General features: G+C 62.5%; 15 protein-coding genes. 10 read left to right on the top strand and 5 right to left on the bottom strand.

Annotated elements, in window-relative coordinates:
* Positions 1 to 178 precede the first annotated feature (178 nt).
* A complete protein-coding gene (locus ACFWAD_RS01950; RefSeq protein ID WP_378540933.1) occupies positions 179 to 2,506 on the top strand; it encodes a putative bifunctional diguanylate cyclase/phosphodiesterase in 2,328 nt (775 codons plus the stop codon).
* 55 nt (positions 2,507 to 2,561) lie between these two features.
* Here ACFWAD_RS01950 and ACFWAD_RS01945 read toward each other — a convergent pair whose 3' ends face one another.
* A complete protein-coding gene (locus ACFWAD_RS01945; RefSeq protein ID WP_378540930.1) occupies positions 2,562 to 3,329 on the bottom strand; it encodes an SDR family NAD(P)-dependent oxidoreductase in 768 nt (255 codons plus the stop codon).
* Between the two features lie 158 nt (positions 3,330 to 3,487).
* On the opposite strand from ACFWAD_RS01945, the gene ACFWAD_RS01940 reads away from it, so the two are divergent.
* The 4 genes from ACFWAD_RS01940 to ACFWAD_RS01925 are packed head-to-tail and all read left to right on the top strand — an operon-like array spanning position 3,488 to position 7,321.
* Positions 3,488 to 4,078 (top strand): hypothetical protein, encoded by a 591-nt coding sequence (locus ACFWAD_RS01940; protein ID WP_378540928.1) that lies wholly within the window; start codon positions 3,488 to 3,490, stop codon positions 4,076 to 4,078.
* Positions 4,071 to 4,721, top strand: a complete 651-nt coding sequence (locus ACFWAD_RS01935; protein WP_378540925.1) for a DUF6308 family protein — start codon at positions 4,071 to 4,073, stop codon at positions 4,719 to 4,721. Before ACFWAD_RS01940 ends, ACFWAD_RS01935 begins: the two co-directional genes overlap by 8 nt.
* A 35-nt stretch (positions 4,722 to 4,756) precedes the next feature.
* Positions 4,757 to 6,214, top strand: coding sequence for a DUF222 domain-containing protein (locus ACFWAD_RS01930; RefSeq protein WP_378540922.1), 1,458 nt, complete (start codon positions 4,757 to 4,759; stop codon positions 6,212 to 6,214).
* A gap of 3 nt (positions 6,215 to 6,217) precedes the next feature.
* Positions 6,218 to 7,321 carry an FAD-dependent monooxygenase gene (locus tag ACFWAD_RS01925; RefSeq protein ID WP_378540919.1) on the top strand — a complete coding sequence of 368 codons (1,104 nt, stop codon included), beginning with the start codon at positions 6,218 to 6,220 and terminating at the stop codon, positions 7,319 to 7,321.
* Here the strand turns inward: ACFWAD_RS01925 and ACFWAD_RS01920 are convergent.
* Positions 7,284 to 7,742, bottom strand: coding sequence for a GNAT family N-acetyltransferase (locus ACFWAD_RS01920; protein WP_378540916.1), 459 nt, complete (start codon positions 7,740 to 7,742; stop codon positions 7,284 to 7,286). The two genes, ACFWAD_RS01925 and ACFWAD_RS01920, sit on opposite strands and share 38 nt — an antisense overlap.
* A gap of 104 nt (positions 7,743 to 7,846) precedes the next feature.
* Complete coding sequence (locus ACFWAD_RS01915) at positions 7,847 to 8,530, bottom strand: TetR/AcrR family transcriptional regulator (protein WP_378540914.1); 684 nt, start codon at positions 8,528 to 8,530, stop codon at positions 7,847 to 7,849.
* A gap of 102 nt (positions 8,531 to 8,632) precedes the next feature.
* Here ACFWAD_RS01915 and ACFWAD_RS01910 point away from each other — a divergent pair, with 102 nt between their 5' ends.
* Genes ACFWAD_RS01910 through ACFWAD_RS01890 form a run of 5 tightly spaced genes read left to right on the top strand, consistent with a single transcriptional unit; the run spans position 8,633 to position 14,290 of the window.
* Positions 8,633 to 9,823, top strand: a complete 1,191-nt coding sequence (locus tag ACFWAD_RS01910; RefSeq protein WP_230816081.1) for a lipid-transfer protein — start codon at positions 8,633 to 8,635, stop codon at positions 9,821 to 9,823.
* A 42-nt stretch (positions 9,824 to 9,865) separates the two neighbouring features.
* A complete protein-coding gene (locus ACFWAD_RS01905) occupies positions 9,866 to 10,297 on the top strand; it encodes an SRPBCC family protein (protein WP_030535858.1) in 432 nt (143 codons plus the stop codon).
* Between the two features lie 6 nt (positions 10,298 to 10,303).
* Positions 10,304 to 11,179: a MaoC/PaaZ C-terminal domain-containing protein gene (locus ACFWAD_RS01900; protein WP_378536437.1), complete on the top strand. Its 876-nt coding sequence runs from the start codon at positions 10,304 to 10,306 to the stop codon at positions 11,177 to 11,179.
* A 41-nt stretch (positions 11,180 to 11,220) separates the two neighbouring features.
* Positions 11,221 to 12,087, top strand: a complete 867-nt coding sequence (locus tag ACFWAD_RS01895; protein ID WP_378540910.1) for an SDR family oxidoreductase — start codon at positions 11,221 to 11,223, stop codon at positions 12,085 to 12,087.
* Between the two features lie 4 nt (positions 12,088 to 12,091).
* On the top strand, positions 12,092 to 14,290 hold the full coding sequence (locus tag ACFWAD_RS01890) for an acyl-CoA dehydrogenase (protein ID WP_378540907.1): 2,199 nt from the start codon (positions 12,092 to 12,094) through the stop codon (positions 14,288 to 14,290).
* A 20-nt stretch (positions 14,291 to 14,310) separates the two neighbouring features.
* On the opposite strand, the gene ACFWAD_RS01885 is transcribed toward ACFWAD_RS01890, so the two are convergent.
* Together ACFWAD_RS01885 and ACFWAD_RS01880 are read right to left on the bottom strand one after the other, a co-directional pair.
* Positions 14,311 to 15,723: an amidase gene (locus tag ACFWAD_RS01885; protein ID WP_378540904.1), complete on the bottom strand. Its 1,413-nt coding sequence runs from the start codon at positions 15,721 to 15,723 to the stop codon at positions 14,311 to 14,313.
* 90 nt (positions 15,724 to 15,813) lie between these two features.
* Entirely contained in the window at positions 15,814 to 15,972 is a 159-nt protein-coding gene (locus ACFWAD_RS01880; protein WP_003944172.1) for a hypothetical protein, read from the bottom strand.
* Positions 15,973 to 16,089: the final 117 nt, after the last annotated feature.

Genomic DNA, 16,089 nt, shown 5'->3' with positions numbered 1-16,089 from the left:
TTGTCGATGGCTATGCAATTCCGGGGTGGATCGGTCCGTCGTAGCGCCTCCAATGTCCTAAAAGTATGAAATGCCCAAGTTGGCAATGGGGTTCGCTACCCAATTATCTCCCATAGGGTGTCGCTCCTGCGTGCACGCGCTACCTTCATCTGGTCGGCTCCACGATGGAGGGTGTTAAATGCTGAGCAGGCTGACTTCGAGTGCGAGCGACGCCGAACTGTCTGACGTCGAGCGGCGCGACCTCTTCGCACGCCAGATACTGCAGGTGACGACGGTCGCGCCACTGGCCAACATGGTCAATGTACTCAGCGTGTGCGCTTTGCTTGCGTATGTCATACCCCCCGGTCACAACGAGTTTCGGGTGATATGGGGTGCTGCGGCCTTCTTGGTCGTCCTCAACTCGGTGCGTGTCTGGATACCGCGAGTCGTCCTGAAGGGTCGGTACACGCCCAAACATACGACGAGGTACGACTACTGGGCGCTCATGCTCGAGGTGATCCTGCTTGGGCTTCTGCTTGTAGTTCTCGCCGCCGCGATGCTTCCCGTGACGGACAACTCGCGAAAGCTTGTGCTTATAGCGACATTCGCCGGGGTCATGGGCGCCGGCGCCGTAGCATTGTCGACGGTTCGTTCGATAGCGGTAGCGTGGATTCTGGTGCACAGCATCGGATTGCTCGTCGTTATCCTGCCCAAGAGAACCACGGAATACGCTGTCCTCTCGTTCCAGTTGGTCGTTTACTCGGTGACACTGATTATCGGCGTCGTGTACCTCTGGGCGTCGTTCCGAAGTCGTTGTCTTGCCGAGTTCGAGGCTGCTGCCGAGCGTCAGACAGTCAGTTTGCTTCTCGACGATTTCGAGGGCGGGTCACGGGACTGGCTGTGGGAAGTCGACAACACCGGGACGTTGTCGCACACCTCCGCTCGGCTGTCGGAGATTTCGGGCGTGCCCGTTTCCGACCTGCGAACCCTGTCGCTGCGCGGATTGTTGGATCGGCTCGACGTCGGTTCGACGAAGAGCGGTCGAGCCGCGTCCGAGGTGATCGGAGACCATCTGGCCCGCATGATGCCGTTTCGTGAGGTAGTTGTTCCGGTGCGTGTCGGGGGAGTCGACCGATGGTGGTCGCTGTCGGGTCATCCCAGGCTTTCCGAGGTCATGGAGTTCGTGGGTTGGCGCGGCGTGGGTTCGGACGTCACCGAGAAGTACAGCTACGAACGGCGAATTCTGTGGCTGGCTGCAACCGACGGACTGACCGGGCTTCCGAATCGCCGGACGTTCGGCACGGAGCTGTCCGACGCGCTCGGATCCGTCCGGACAGGCGAGCAGGTTCTTGTCGGCATCCTCGACCTCGACAATTTCAAGTCGGTGAACGACACGCTAGGGCACCCCGTCGGTGACAAATTGTTGATTTCCGTTGCTGCACGGCTCAATCGGGTGGTTGACGGTGCCATGTGTGCCCGAATCGGTGGTGATGAATTCGGACTCATCGTGCGTGGGTCGCAGGACAGCGGCACGGTGTTCGCACGTTATCTGGCTGCATTGCGCGAGCCGTTTTTCGTGCGGGGGAATCGCATCGAGGTCCGGGCATCGATTGGCTATGCCGGTGCGCCGGCAGACTCCGAAGACGCCGACACTCTCGTCATGTCCGCCGACCTGGCGCTGTATGCGGCAAAATCCGCTGGTAAGAACCGGGTAGGAAGATACTCACCGGTGCTGCGGGCGCGGGCCAGGGAACGAGCATCGGCCCTGCAAGAGCTTGGGCTTGCGATCGAGTCCAGGCAGTTCGAGCTGTACTACCAACCGCAGGTTCTGGCAGACAATGGACGCGTCGAGGGATTCGAGGCGCTGCTTCGCTGGAATCATCCGGTGCGGGGAGTGCTCGCGCCGCACATTTTCATCGATGTCGCGGAGGAGACGGGCTTGATAGTCCCGTTGGGGCTCCAGGTTCTGCACATGGCGTGCGCCGAGGCGACGACGTGGCCCGACGACACCTACGTGACGGTGAACGTCTCTCCGGTGCAATTGATGTCGTCCGGCTTCGGATCAGCAGTCAACGATGCGCTGGAGGCAACCGGTATGTCCAGCAAACGTCTTCAGCTGGAAATCACAGAAACGGGAGCGGTAGAGGAGCTTGCCGTCGCCGAGTTGGATCGCCTACGCGCAAGCGGGATTGCGATTGCCTTGGACGACTTCGGAACCGGCTATTCGTCTTTCGAGAGTTTGAAGAAACTGCCATTGGACATTCTCAAGATCGACCGGTCGTTGATCACCGAATTGAGCGAAGGTGATTCGGCAGTTGTCACGTCGGTGGTCGAGGTGGCGAAGGCGCTCGGAATGCAGTCGTTGGCGGAAGGCGTGGAGACAGCCGACCAGTTGAGGCTCTTGCGCACCGCCGGTTGCGAATTGGTCCAGGGCTACTACATCAGTCGACCGATGCCGGCGACAGAGGTGGCCGAGTACCTGAGCGCAACTGCACAAACCAATGGTGGAAATTTTCATGCGTTCTGACAGCTGTGCGCCTTTATTAACCGCGGGCGGTTAATAAAGGCGCACAGCAGGGAAGTTAGCGCGGCGCCATGCGCAGTGCGCCGTCCATGCGGATGGTCTCGCCGTTGAGGTAGTCGTGCTCGACGATCATCTGCGCGAGCTGCGCGTACTCGGACGGCTGGCCCAGACGCGACGGGAACGGAACGCCGGCTTCGAGGCCCTTGCGGTACTCGTCGGTGACGCCTGCGAGCATCGGGGTGTCGATGATGCCGGGAGCGATCGTGTTGACGCGGATGCCGAACTGCGCGAGGTCGCGGGCAGCCGGAACCGTCATGCCGTGCACGCCGCCCTTGGAGGCGGAGTACGCGATCTGGCCGATCTGACCTTCGAAGGCGGCAACGGACGCGGTGTTGATGACGACGCCGCGCTGGCCCGACTCGTCGACGGCCTCGGTCTTGGCGATTGCGTCGGCGGCCAAGCGCATGATGTTGAAGGTGCCGAGCAGGTTGACGGTGATGACCGTGCGGAACAGCTCGAGGTCGTGCGGACCCTTCTTGGACAGGATGCGTCCGGCCCAGCCGACACCGGCACAGTTGACGACGATGCGCAGCGGGGAGCCCGACTCGACGATCTGGTTGATCGCTGCTTCGACCTCTTCGCCGCTGGTCACGTCGGTGGGGATGAGGGTGACGCCGGCGGGGACATTGTCGCCTGCGCGCTCGATCGACGCGGGCAGATCCAGGCCGAAGACGGTAGCGCCGGCGTCGGCGAGGCGCTTGGCTGTTGCGGCGCCGAGGCCTGATGCCGCTCCGGTGACCAGTGCTGCGGTTCCCTTGATTTCCACTTCGTGTGCTCCTCGAGTTAGCGATCGGTAAGGCGGTGGTACGTGTCGAGAACCATAACGCGAGGGTGTATGTGAGGGCGAACGCGCGAGACCCGCGCAGGGCTGGGTACCTTGGACGCGAGGTCTGAGAGCAAAGCACCGGACGAGAGGGGACCTGCGTGAGCAAGGCGCCTGTGCGTCCCGCCGCTTCTGTCGAGAATTTCGAGCGGTTGCAGCGCGACCCGCTCTTCGAAGATCTTGCCGAGCTGATTGCCGAGGTTCTCTCCTACGCGTTCGACGCGCCGGCCGACGTCGAGATCGAACAGTGGACGATCAGTTGCCTGCCGTCGACAAATCGATCGGCGGAGCGCCATCGCTTGTTCACTCTCAATATCGGTCCGATGGAGATTCTGAGCGTCGAGTGCCATCTGGTCGGCGGTAAGCCGATCGAGCACGTCATGTCCGTGTACGTGTCCAGTTCGGCACTGGAATCGCGAACCGGCTGCAGCATCGAAGAACTCGATGCCAAGCACGATCTGGTCGCCATCAGACGCACGGAATTGGCGTCGGCCGACGGCGACGGGACCGTGATCGACTGCAGTCTCGAGGACTCGGATGCGTTGGAGCAGTTTGCTCGACTGCCCGTCGACGTGACGACGGTTCGTCCACTCGCGGAGCATCTTGTTGCCAAGGGCAAGGGCCCATTCCGGCAGTATCACAACTCTGGATTTGCCAAGTACGTATTGGAAAGGTCGCTCAACCATGGTTGATCAGTTGCCCATCCGCCTCCCACGTGTGCTGCGTGACGGGGACGATTCCGGCGCGCTCGACGTGTTGGAGGAATACTTCACGCGACCGCTCCGCAAGACGGGTTATCTGCGAACCGGCGCGCTGTGGGATTCCTGGGATCCCAGTGGCAATCGCGAGCGTGATGCAAACATCTTCACCGCGGAAGACCTTGTTGCGGTGACGCTTCTGTCGGTTCAGGTTCCGGCGCAGGGAGCCTTCTTCCTTCTCGGCGAAAACAACGCCGAATTGAACCGCCTTCTGGCCGACGTCGGACCAGATCGCGATCTCTCGAACGAACCCGGCCCCTTCACCCCGGAATCTCCGGTGTGGCGTTTGGAGACGGCGCTTCGAGAGATTCACGGCGTCGGGCGAACCATGGCGTCCAAGCTCATCGCCCGCAAGCGTCCGAGGTTCTATCCGATCTACGACGACGTCATCGGTCGAGAGTTGGGAACGAAGTCGGCCCACTTGGAGCCGGTTCGCGCAGCCATGCGGGAAGGCGAGTTGCAGAGTCGACTCCTCGACCTACGTACACGTGCAGGTCTCGACGAATCCATCCCGGTCATCAGGGTGTTGGACGTGCTGGCGTGGATGCAGGGTAAGGGATACAAACCGGCACTCTAGCTTTCTTGTCGGTGGGCAGGCCTAGTGTCGAATGTATGTTCGATGATGGATTGACGACCGGTGTGGGGACATCCGTCGATGACGGCCGTCCTGTCTTCGACCCACTCGTGCTGCCGGACATGCTCTTTGCAACGGCGCAGAGTGAGAACATGCTTGCCGCGCAGAAGGTGCTCGGCGCATCCATGTTGTCGGAGTCGAGATTCATCACCGAACTCGACGCGTCCGGTGATGTCGACAAGGCGTGGCGGATCGCATGCAACGAGATCGCGGTCATGCTCACGTGCTCGCGTCGTACTGCCGAAGTCCACATCGAGATCGGTGATGCCCTACGGGAGTTCCTTCCGCTCACCAAGGCCGCCTTCGCTGCCGGCGAGCTGGACTATGTGCGTGTGCGCAAGATTGTCGACGGACTCACCGGGGTCGACCCCGAGGCTATCTCAGCGCTCGAGCGCCGGGTACTTGCCTCGGCGCACCGTCTTCCTCCCGGGCAACTCGAGCGCGACATCGAACGTCAGCTCTTTGCCTACGATCCGGATGCTGCTGCCGAACGTCGCCGGAAGATGCTGGAACACCGCGATGTTCGCACGCGTGCCGACCGTCACGGACTCGCTCAGTTGCAGGCAACACTCAGTGCCAGCGAGGCCGTCGAGGCCCTCGGCCTGATCAACGATGCCGCCGGAAGCGTCTGCAACCACGATCCACGAAATGCCTCGACGCGCCGGGCTGACGCGCTGGTCGCTCTCCTGCACGGCGAGAACGGGCTACGTTGCCAGTGTGGCAGTCAAACGTGCGAGGCTGCATCCACGGCAGCCCAACCAACTACATCCTCACGACGGAAGCCGTTGCTGCACATCGTGTGTGATCTGGCGACGCTCCTCGGATTGACGTCAGATCCCGCGAGCATCGACGGGTACGGACCGATCGATCCTGATTTTGCTCGCGAGCTTGCTACTGATTCCACCTGGCAGGCATTGTTCGTAGATCTCCGCGCCCAGGCCGCCGGGAATCGACCGCGCCGGCAACATGCTGCGGCTGTCCTTCCGCCTGTCACCCGGCATGATCGCCCGGGCCGCGAACCGAACGGCTGCGGCGATCGGATTCGGGCAATGCAACTGAAGGTGGCGAACGCACCGGACATAGTTCGAAGATCGGATGGGCATGGCGCCCAACCCGATCCACCTCCCGGTGCGCTGACCTACGCTCCGGGAGCGGCACTGGCCGCATTGGTACGGGCTGTCGACGGGCACTGCCGATTCCCTGGCTGTTCGGTGCCCGCGAACAGGTGCCAACTCGACCACGTCACCGAATTTGATCCATCCGATCCGAAACGTGGTGGGTGGACCATTGCGAGCAACCTCCAATGCCTGTGTCGTCATCACCATCAGGTGAAGACATACAGGTTGTGGACACCGGTAATGCTGGAGGATCGAGCCATTCACTGGACCGACAACACCAGCGGGTTGACGGCTGTCACGGTTCCGGAGAGGATCTGACCCGTGCCGGAAGGACAATGCGCTGGAATCGTCGGCGGGGGAATTGGCGGGCTGACGGCTGCCATCGCGCTCCGCAAAGCAGGCTGGGATGTCACCGTGTACGAGCGTGCGGCCGAGTTCACGGAGGTGGGCGCCGCCGTCGTGCTGTTTCCCAACGCGCTGGCAGCGTTGGACGAAATCGGTGTAGGCGAACAGGTCAGGGCTAACTCCCTTCCGTACAGCTCGGGCGCGATCAGGAATCTGCGCGGGCAAAATCTGGTGACGCGCAGAATTGGTGACCTCGCCGGCGGACGCGATCTGGTGACAATCCACCGCGCCGATCTGATCGAGGTGTTGGTTCGCGCCCTCCCCGCCGAGTGTCTACGCACCGGAACCAGGGTGACGGGTGTGGGCTGCGGAGATCACGGCCGCGGCGAGATTGTCACCGACGGTGATACCGCTCGATACGACCTTGTCGTTGCCGCGGACGGTGTGCACAGTGTTGTGCGACAGCAGATCTGGCCAGGCGAGGGAACCGTGGTACATACCGGAGTGTCAGCTTGGCGCTGGATCGTCGATGGCCCACCGCCGGATTTTGTCGGACAGGTGTGGGGGGTTCGAGGGGAGTTCGGGATTCTCCCGTTGGCGGGCAACCGCACCTACGCCTTCGCGGGTGCGCAACGCGGCGTCGAGAGTCTCGCGCATTTTGCCGACTGGCCCGAACCGGTGTCGCAACTGGTCGCGAACGCTGATCCGGCTCGCATCATCGAGAACGAGTTGCTCGAGATTCGGACCCCGAAGTTGTTGACACGCGGCAAAGTTGCGTTGATTGGCGACGCCGCTCACGCCATGCGCCCTCACCTCGGGCTAGGTGCGGCTTTGGCGATCGAGGACGCCGTTACTCTTGCTGCCTATGCGGACGATCTCGCTGGCTATACAAAGGCTCGGCGTCGTAGAGTTCTAGCTGTTCAATGGATTTCGCGACAGATGTCGACCGTCGTGATGCCGGCGAGTCGCCTGCTGGCGGCGGTGCGTGATGTTGCCGTGCGGTTGACTCCCGACATTCTTACCTTGTCGGTATTCGGTGTGATCAATCGCTGGCGGCCTCGGCAGATCGAGAGGCACTGACTTCGAAGATGGTTTCCAGACCGTCCTCTTCGTCCCACTGCTCACCGACTTCGCAAAAATCGCACTGGCTGATCAGGTTTCGAGATGCGGTATTGTCCGGGCTGATGGTCGCGCGAACGATGTGTACTTCGGATTCGCGACTCGCGACGTCGAGCAGTATTTCGAGGGCGGTTCGTGCGTAGCCCTGTCGTCGAAACGCCGGGTCGATGCGATATCCTATCTCGACCATCCCGCGCGCGTCGGGGCGGCCATGAAATCCGGCCAACCCCACCGGCGTCGAGGTCCGCGTATCAACGGCGATGCGGGTGATCCAAGCGCTGTCGTGCTGGTTCTCTGCTGTCTGCTTGCTCCGGTAGCGCCATAAGCCCTGGCATTCTTCGCCGAGGAGATAGGGGGTCAGGATTTCGGGGGCGAGTTCCATTGCGAGAGTGGCGTCATCGTCACCCAATGCGTGCAAGACAGGTAATGGGACGTGGACAAGTCGAAGTCCCCGTCCGTCGAGTGTCCAGGGTAGTTCGGTGACTGTCACAGGTCGGCGATCGGAGTCGACAGAGTTATGTCGACGCCGATGCTCCGGAGATTGCCGTCGAGGACCTGCCAGATGGAGCGTTCGAGGAACTCGGCCAATTCTCCGCTGGTCACATCGGAACCCGGTTGGCTGAGCCAACGGTTGACGCTGACGTCGACCAAGCCGATCACGCCGAAAGCCAAGGGCTCCGCCATCTTCGACGGTTTGCCGCGGCTGGCGAGGATCGCGTCCAACAGGTTTCCCAACTGGACGGCGATGGCTGTCTTCGTTCCGGTCACCACTTTTGAACCGGTGGCTCGGGTGCTCGGGGATCCCTTGCCCAAAAAGTGATGCAGTCGTGGGTATTTCACAATCCAGCGAAGGTATGTGTCGACGGCCCGCGAGATGGCCTCGCCGACGGTGCCTTGCGGCGTGAGGGTGGGGGTCAGGTCGGTCATCATCATCTCGAGGATGCGGACTCGCAGCTGCTCGTCGAGGTCGGCTCGATCCTTGAAGATCCGGTAGACAACGGAACGGGGGACGTCGGCGCGCTCGGCGATTTGTTGGACGCCGACGTCGGCGCCACCTTCGTTGACTGCATCGAGTGCTGCGTCGAGGATCCGCGCTTTGCGCTGCTCCTTGTGATCGTTCCAGCGAGTGCTGCGCCCGTCGGGCTGCGCCGACTCGGCTGTTTTTGTCATAAATCGAACGATACTCACCCCGCCATTGACTGGACAAGATGTCTCACATACTTTGGTGGGACAGCGTGTCACACACAGATACCGTTCTCTTCAGGAGTGGCAATGAGTAACAGGGTTTTTGTCGTCGGCGTCGGCATGACGAAATTCGAGAAGCCGGGATCCCGCGAGTGGGACTACCCCGACATGGCACGCGAGTCGGGTACCAAGGCGCTCGAAGACGCAGGTATCGACTACTCCGAGGTCGAGCAGGCGTACGTCGGCTACGTCTACGGCGAGTCCACCGCAGGTCAGCGGGCTGTCTACGAGCTGGGTCTGACAGGCATCCCCATCGTCAACGTCAACAACAACTGTTCGACGGGATCGACCGCTCTCTACCTCGCCACGCAGGCAGTCAAGAGCGGTCAGGCCGACTGCGCATTGGCGCTGGGCTTCGAGAAGATGCAGTCCGGGTCGCTCGGATCCACCTACGACGACCGCGAACAGCCACTCATGCGGCACCTCCTCGCTCTCGCCGAGCTGCAGGAGTTCGCGATGCCGCCCGCTCCGTACATGTTCGGCGCGGCCGGCGTCGAGCACATGGAACGCTTCGGAACCACTGCCGAGCAGTTCGCGAAGATCGCCGTCAAGAACCACAAGCACTCGCTCAACAACCCGTACGCGCAGTTCCAGGACGAGTACACCCTCGAGCAGATCCTCGAAGCACGCCAGATCCACGGGCCGCTCACCAAGCTCCAGTGCTCGCCTACCTCGGACGGATCCGGCGCGGCGATCATCGCCAGCGAAGCATTTGTCGAGAAGCACGGCCTCGCTGCTCAGGCGATCGAGATCGTCGGACAGGCCATGGTCACCGACATGAACAGCACTTTCGAGGACAAGAGCGCCATCAGCCTCGTCGGCGCCGACATGACCCGTAAGGCCGCCGAGAAGGTATATGCACAGGCCGGGATCACCGCCGACGACGTCGACGTCATCGAACTCCACGACTGCTTCTCCACCAACGAGTTGCTGACCTACGAGGCGCTCGGACTATGCGCCGAAGGTGACGGCGGCAAGCTCGTCGACGCCGACGACACCACCTACGGCGGACGCTGGGTGGTCAACCCGTCCGGCGGCCTCATCTCGAAGGGCCACCCCCTCGGAGCAACGGGCCTCGCACAGTGCGCCGAACTCACCTGGCAGCTCCGCGGTACCGCCGACAAGCGTCAGGTCGACGGCGCGAAGGTTGCACTCCAGCACAACATCGGCCTCGGCGGCGCAGTCGTCGTGACCGCATACAAGCCCTACGCACGCTGAATCACACCCTCAACCAGCTAGCTACCCACTAGGAGTTTCATCATGGCTTCCGTTTCCGTCTCCGCCGTACTGCCCGCGTCCCCCGAGAAGACCTGGGATGCGCTCTCCGACCTGTCTCGCTGGGAAGAGTGGCTCACCATTCACCAGGGCTGGAAGAGTGAACTCCCCACCGAGGTTGCGTTGGGCGCCAAGTTCACCGAGGTCGTCTCCGTGATGGGTATGGCCAACAAGATCGAATGGACCGTCGAAGAGGTCGAGGTTCCGAAGATGGTCAAGATCGCCGGAACCGGAATGGCCGGTGTCACCGTCGAATTCATCCTCTCGGTCGAGGCCGACGGTGCAGGCTCGAAGGCAACCGTCGACGCCAGCTTCAAGGGCACCATGATCGTCGGGCCGATCGGCAAGGCAGTCGCCAAGAACGCCAAGGCTGACCTCGAGGCTTCGCTGGCGAAGTTCGCCGAGCTGGTCGGATAACGCTCGATGACGACACCGAAGACCAACGCGGTCGAATTCGATACTTCCGGACTGGATGTATGGACCGATCCGGAGCACTTCGAGGTGACAGCCGAGCGTATCGCCGAATATGCCGCTGCCACCAACGATCCCATCGAGCGACATCTGAAGGGCGAGATCGCTCCGCCGGTCTTCGCGGTGGTACCCGTCTTCATGTCGATGGCACCGGCTGCCCTGTCGGTGGCACCGGTGGAACTGCTGATGAAGCTCGTTCACGGTGAGCAGGATTTCCTGTTCCACCGTCCGATCTACCCCGGTGACCATCTGGTCGCTCGCGCCAAGCCCATCGGTTTCGAGGGTCGCGACAACGGTTCCACGGTCGTCATCTACGTCGAAACCAAAACCGACAAGGGCGAATTGGTCAACGAGCAGTGGATGACGGCGTTCTTCCGCAAGGTCGACGCGGGCCCCGGCTTGGGTGAGAAGGCTCCCGAACACCGATTCGACGACGCTCTTCGTGCTGGTAGTCCGGCAGCGGTGGTCAATCAGCACATCGACGAGGACCAGACGTTCCGGTACTCGCCGGCGTCCGGCGATCCGATGCCGATCCACCTCGACGAAGAGATCGCTCGCATGTCCGGTCTCCCCGGAATTATCAACCACGGACTGTGCACGATGGCGTTCACGTCGTGGGGAGCCCTGACCGAACTGGCCGGCGGCGAGACCGAGCGGTTGCGCCGTCTCGCAGTGCGATTCGCGAAGCCCGTACTCCCGACCCAGGACATCGAGACGGTGTTCTACAAGTCGGGTTCGGCAGACGGAGCCACGTCGTACTCGTACGAAACCAGCGCGGTCGGTGACCTCGTCATCAAGGACGGCCTTGCTGTCATCACCGACAAATGAGTCTTCATGTCCGACAACTGAACTGATGGGAATCTGAACTGATGGGAAGTCTCGACGGTCGCGTAGCGATCATCACCGGAGCAGGACGCGGCATCGGCCGTGAGCATGCGCTGCTCTTCGCTCGTGAGGGTGCGAGCGTCGTGGTCAACGATCTCGGCGGAGCAAACGACGGTTCCGGTGCAGACGCCGGCCCCGCGCAGCAGGTAGTCGACGAGATCGTCGCTGCAGGCGGCAAAGCCGTCGCCAACACCGACAACATCGCCACCTGGGACGGCGCCGAGGGCCTCGTCAAGCAGGCCGTCAGTGAGTTCGGCCGACTCGACGTCCTGGTCAACAACGCCGGCATTCTTCGTGACGCCTTCATTGCCGGCATGGACGAGAGCCAATGGGACTCAGTCATTGCCGTGCACCTCAAGGGGCACGCAGCGACGTTGCACCACGCTGCCGCGTACTGGAAGGACCAGAGCAAGGCAGGGGTGACCGTCAATGCTTCGGTCATCAACACCGCCTCGGCTTCGGGTACCTTCATGCCGAATGCGGGTCAGGGCAACTACGGCGCCGCCAAGGCGGGCATCGCGGCCCTGACTTTGGTGGCCGCAGACGAGCTCGATCGATACGGCGTGCGCGTCAACGCAATTGCGCCGATCGCGCGTACTCGACTGACGCTGGCGACACCCGGTATGGGTGCGCTGTTCGCGGCCGAGGTCCCCGAGGGGGAGTTCGACGCGTTTGCGCCGTCCAACATCTCGCCGCTCGTGGCGTATCTCGCGGCCGCGGACTGCAAGCTCACCGGCAAGGTGTACGCCGTTCAGGGTGGGGCCATCACGGAACTCGCCGGTTGGCACGGCGTGAACACCATCGAGAGCGAGGGTCCCTGGACCACCGCCGACCTCGCAGAACGTCTGTAAGCGCATGGCACGCAACGGATACGAACTCGGCCTCGGGCTGAGTGAGGAGCACACCGCGCTTGCAGATTCGGTACGCTCCTTCGCCGAGCGCACCATCACCACCGAGCAGGTGCGCGCGGCCGTGGAGTCGCGGACCGAGGACAAGTTCCCCCAGTTCTGGACGGCACTCGTCGGGCAAGACCTTCTCGGGCTCGCGGTTCCGGAAGAGCAGGGTGGCCACGGCGCCGGTCTGCTGACCTTGGCCGTGGCACTGGAAGCGCTGGGCCGCACAGTCTCTCCCGGCCCATTTGTCCCGACGGTATTGGCAAGCGCCGTTCTCGGTGCCGCCGATTCCAAGGCGGGACTCGAGTTCCTGCCCGGCCTGATCGACGGAAGCCGGACGGCAGCAGTTGCCTTGGGTGCACCGTTGGCGGCCGAGTCGTCGGACAGTGGGTACACGGTCACGGGCGCACTCGACGGTGTGCTCGGCGGTGAACATGCCGACGTGCTGCTGGTCCCGGTCCAGTTGCCCGAGGGCGTTCGCTACGCGGTGCTCGAGAGCAGCGCAGTCGCGATCACCGTTCAGGACAGCATCGACGTGCTGCGCGGTAGTGCGCGGATCGAAGCCGGCGGAGCGCAGATCAGCGCCGAACGGATACTCGACGGTCTCACCGAGGCGCGGGTACGGTCCATTGCCGCAGTCGTTCTCGGCGCCGAAGACGTCGGTGTCATGTCCTGGTGCGTCTCCACCGCGTCGGAGTACGCCAAGACACGTGTGCAGTTCGGGCGACCCATCGGCCAGTTCCAGGGCGTCAAGCACAAGTGCGCGCAGATGGGCATTGCGCTCGAGCAGGCACGCGCCGTTGTGTGGGATGCGGCAAGTGCATTGGACAAGGGCGACGACACGGCAGATTTTGCCGCCGACATCGCAGCAGTCATCGTGCCGGACGCCGCAGTGCAGGTAGCGCAGGACTGCGTGCAGGTTCACGGCGGCATCGGCTTCACGTGGGAGCACGACGCACACCTGTACTACCGCCGCGCGCTCTCGATCCGCGGCATTCTCGGCACCCGCGAGGATCGTGCCAATCGTGTTGCGCAGCAGGCACTTGACGGTATCAGCCGGGCTTCGGTTCTCGAACTTCCGCCCGAGGCGGAGGAGATCCGCGGCGACATCGCGGCTGAGCTGGCCAAGTTGGTCGATCTCGACGAGGACGACCAACTCATTGCACTCGGCGACGGAGGGTGGGTTCAGCCGCACCTGCCGAAGCCGTACGGACGCAGTGCCGCTCCGCTCGAGCAGATCGTCATCTCCCAGGAGATCAAGGCTGCCGGTATCTCGATGCCGCAGCTTCTGATGGGAACCTGGGCAGTGCAGGCCGTCGTGGCACATGGTTCGGACAAGCAGAAGCAAGAGCTGGCCGTGCCCACCCTGCAGGGTGAGCTGGTGTGGTGCCAGCTCTTCAGCGAGCCCGGTGCTGGTTCCGACCTTGCGTCCTTGTCCACGAAGGCCGAAAAGGTCGACGGCGGTTGGAAGATCACCGGTCAGAAGATCTGGACCACGGTTGCTCAGTTCTCCGACTGGGCAATGCTGATCGCCCGCACGGACGCCACCAAGCCGAAGCATCGGGGCATCACCTACTTCGTGCTCGATATGTCGACACCGGGCATCACCGTCCGCCCGCTGCGTGAGATGACGGGCTCGGCGCTGTTCAACGAGGTGTTCCTCGACGACGTGTTCATCCCCGACGAGAACGTGGTCGGTGAGGTCAACGACGGTTGGAACGTCGCCCGGACGACGCTGGCCGGCGAGCGCGTCGCGCTCAGCCAGAAGATGGAGGCGTACGCCTCGGACTCCGATCTGCTGAAGTTCGCGAAGTCGGCAGACCTGAGCCCGATCGGCCGCTACCGTGTCGGCGAGCTGGTTGCGGAGAGTCAGGCGATCGATCTCATCGGTTCCCGCGTTGTGCTCAAGCAACTTTCGGGAATCGACGTGAGTACTACGTCGAGCGTCGGCAAGCTGTTGGCGATGAAGATCAGCCAGTCGATCGCCGAGTTCGTCGTCGCTGAACTGGGTGCTGCCGGAGCGGTCAGCATCCCAGGTCAGCCCAGCGACAAGGCGATGGAGCAGCTCATTTCGGGCCGGGCCACCACCATCTACGGTGGCACAACCGAGGTGCAGCTCAACGTGATCGGTGAGCGCATGCTCGGGTTGCCGCGCGACTGACAGTCTTTATCGGGTGGGGCTCAGTCCTGGATTCGTCTCCAGGGCTGAGCCTCTTCCAGTTCGAAGGCCAATTCGAGGAGCGTGCGCTCGTCGCCGAGATCAGCGGAGAAATGCGAAGCCAACGGCAAACCATTGCTGGTCTGGTGCATCGGTAGCGAAATCGCGGGACCGCCGGAGATGTTGTTCAGCGGCGTGAACGACGTGTACGCGATCAACTTGTCGAAGAGTTCCTCGAAAGGCTGAGCGGGAGAGAGATATCCGAGTTCAGGGGTGGTGTGTCCCAGAGCCGGCGAGAGCACGACGTCGTACTTCAAGAACATGGCGCTGTACTGCTGCTGGAGCCGTCGAAGACGGTAGAGCACGCGCGGCGTCTTCACCAGGTTCTTCCGGTACAGCGCGTAGAGGCCCTTGGTGAGATTGTCGGTGCCGGACTTGTCGAAGTCGGGCCCGAGCATTTGTTTGCCACCGGTGGAGATGGCAAACGACAGGAATCCCCAGTAGATGCTGAAGTCGTCGATGAATTCGGGGCCGACGGGCAATGCCGCGTCCTCGACATGATGGCCAAGGCTTGCAAGGAGTTCGGCCGTAGCTTCGACGGACTTGCGCGTCTCGTCGTCCGTCTTGGTGACGGTTACGGAATCAGCTATCACGCCGACGCGCAATCGTGTTGAGCTGGGTCCTTCGATCAGGCGAACCGGTGCGAGTCGCGGATTGCGGTAGTAGTTCTCAGCCGCAGACATCCATCGTGCGGTGTCGCGAACAGTGCGAGTAACGGCGCCCTGAGCGATCAACCGGATCGGCATCGACTTGTCGGCGGGGTCGGCGACGGTGCGACCGCGAGTGGGTTTGAGTCCGACCAGTCCGCAGGCAGCGGCGGGAATGCGAATCGATCCACCGCCGTCGTTGGCGTGCGCGATCGGGAGTACGCCGGCAGCAACAAGCGCGGCTGCGCCACCCGAGGAAGCGCCCGGCGAGTACGCCGGATTCCACGGGTTGTGGACGGGTTCTTCCGTCATGTATTCGGTGGACGCACTGAATCCGAACTCGGGTAGTCGAGTCTTGCCGATCGAAATGGCCCCGGTGGAGAGGAACTGCTTCGCGAAATCGCTGTCGGCTTTGGCGGGGATCGCGGTGAAGGCGGTACTGCCCTGCTGGGTGGGAAGGCCGGCGCTGTCGGTGTTGTCCTTGATCGCGGTGGGGACACCGGCAAAGACGCCCTTGGCAGGCCGGTTGCTCCTCGCGAGGGCACGATCGAAATCAGTGCAGGCCAGACCGTTCAATTGCCCCTGCACGGCCTCGGCGCGGGCGATCGACGCCTCCATGACTTCCCGTGCGGTCACCTCACCCGATTCGATCCGGGCGGCGACGCCAGTAGCGTCGAGGTCGCCCAGGGCGTCGTCGGTGAAAGCGTGGACGGGGGTGTTCGCGGTCATGGGGATCCTTGTCAGGCGGAGGCACTCAGGTCGTCCGTCCAGCATATTGGACGGACGACCCCTGAGTGGCGCTATCTGTGGATTGCGGTATCAGCTACCGAAGATCGTCACTGCCTGCTCGGCCGCCTGCGGTGCCTGCTGGAACACGCCCTGAGGGATGAACTGCTGCGGAATGAACTGCTGGGGGCCCAACTGCTGGAAGTTCGTGACCATCGGGTGGATTACGTTGTTGAATACATCGTTGAACATGTGGTGTGTCCTTCGGTTACAGCGTTTTTCGAACTTCTGACTCCACCGACACTAAGCACGGCTCTGGTGAGTTACAACGAAAATTACTGATACACAGTCAAGTTCAAGTTCATTGCC

This window comes from Rhodococcus sp. NPDC059969, from assembly GCF_042738325.1.
Lineage (GTDB): Bacteria > Actinomycetota > Actinomycetes > Mycobacteriales > Mycobacteriaceae > Rhodococcus_F.
The sequence above is the reverse complement of the archived record's forward strand: the minus strand, read 5'-3'. Positions and strand labels throughout refer to the sequence as shown.

What these genes read in the sequence shown, in the direction of transcription:
- ACFWAD_RS01915 (WP_378540914.1), bottom strand. Translation starts at nt 8,530, where the DNA reads ATGACAAAAACAGCCGAGTCGGCGCAGCCCGACGGGCGCAGCACTCGC.
- ACFWAD_RS01890 (WP_378540907.1), top strand. Translation starts at nt 12,092, where the DNA reads ATGGCACGCAACGGATACGAACTCGGCCTCGGGCTGAGTGAGGAGCAC.
- ACFWAD_RS01930 (WP_378540922.1), top strand. Translation starts at nt 4,757, where the DNA reads ATGTTCGATGATGGATTGACGACCGGTGTGGGGACATCCGTCGATGAC.
- ACFWAD_RS01880 (WP_003944172.1), bottom strand. Translation starts at nt 15,972, where the DNA reads ATGTTCAACGATGTATTCAACAACGTAATCCACCCGATGGTCACGAAC.
- ACFWAD_RS01920 (WP_378540916.1), bottom strand. Translation starts at nt 7,742, where the DNA reads ATGGAACTCGCCCCCGAAATCCTGACCCCCTATCTCCTCGGCGAAGAA.
- ACFWAD_RS01885 (WP_378540904.1), bottom strand. Translation starts at nt 15,723, where the DNA reads ATGACCGCGAACACCCCCGTCCACGCTTTCACCGACGACGCCCTGGGC.
- ACFWAD_RS01895 (WP_378540910.1), top strand. Translation starts at nt 11,221, where the DNA reads ATGGGAAGTCTCGACGGTCGCGTAGCGATCATCACCGGAGCAGGACGC.
- ACFWAD_RS01900 (WP_378536437.1), top strand. Translation starts at nt 10,304, where the DNA reads ATGACGACACCGAAGACCAACGCGGTCGAATTCGATACTTCCGGACTG.
- ACFWAD_RS01935 (WP_378540925.1), top strand. Translation starts at nt 4,071, where the DNA reads ATGGTTGATCAGTTGCCCATCCGCCTCCCACGTGTGCTGCGTGACGGG.
- ACFWAD_RS01905 (WP_030535858.1), top strand. Translation starts at nt 9,866, where the DNA reads ATGGCTTCCGTTTCCGTCTCCGCCGTACTGCCCGCGTCCCCCGAGAAG.
- ACFWAD_RS01950 (WP_378540933.1), top strand. Translation starts at nt 179, where the DNA reads ATGCTGAGCAGGCTGACTTCGAGTGCGAGCGACGCCGAACTGTCTGAC.
- ACFWAD_RS01910 (WP_230816081.1), top strand. Translation starts at nt 8,633, where the DNA reads ATGAGTAACAGGGTTTTTGTCGTCGGCGTCGGCATGACGAAATTCGAG.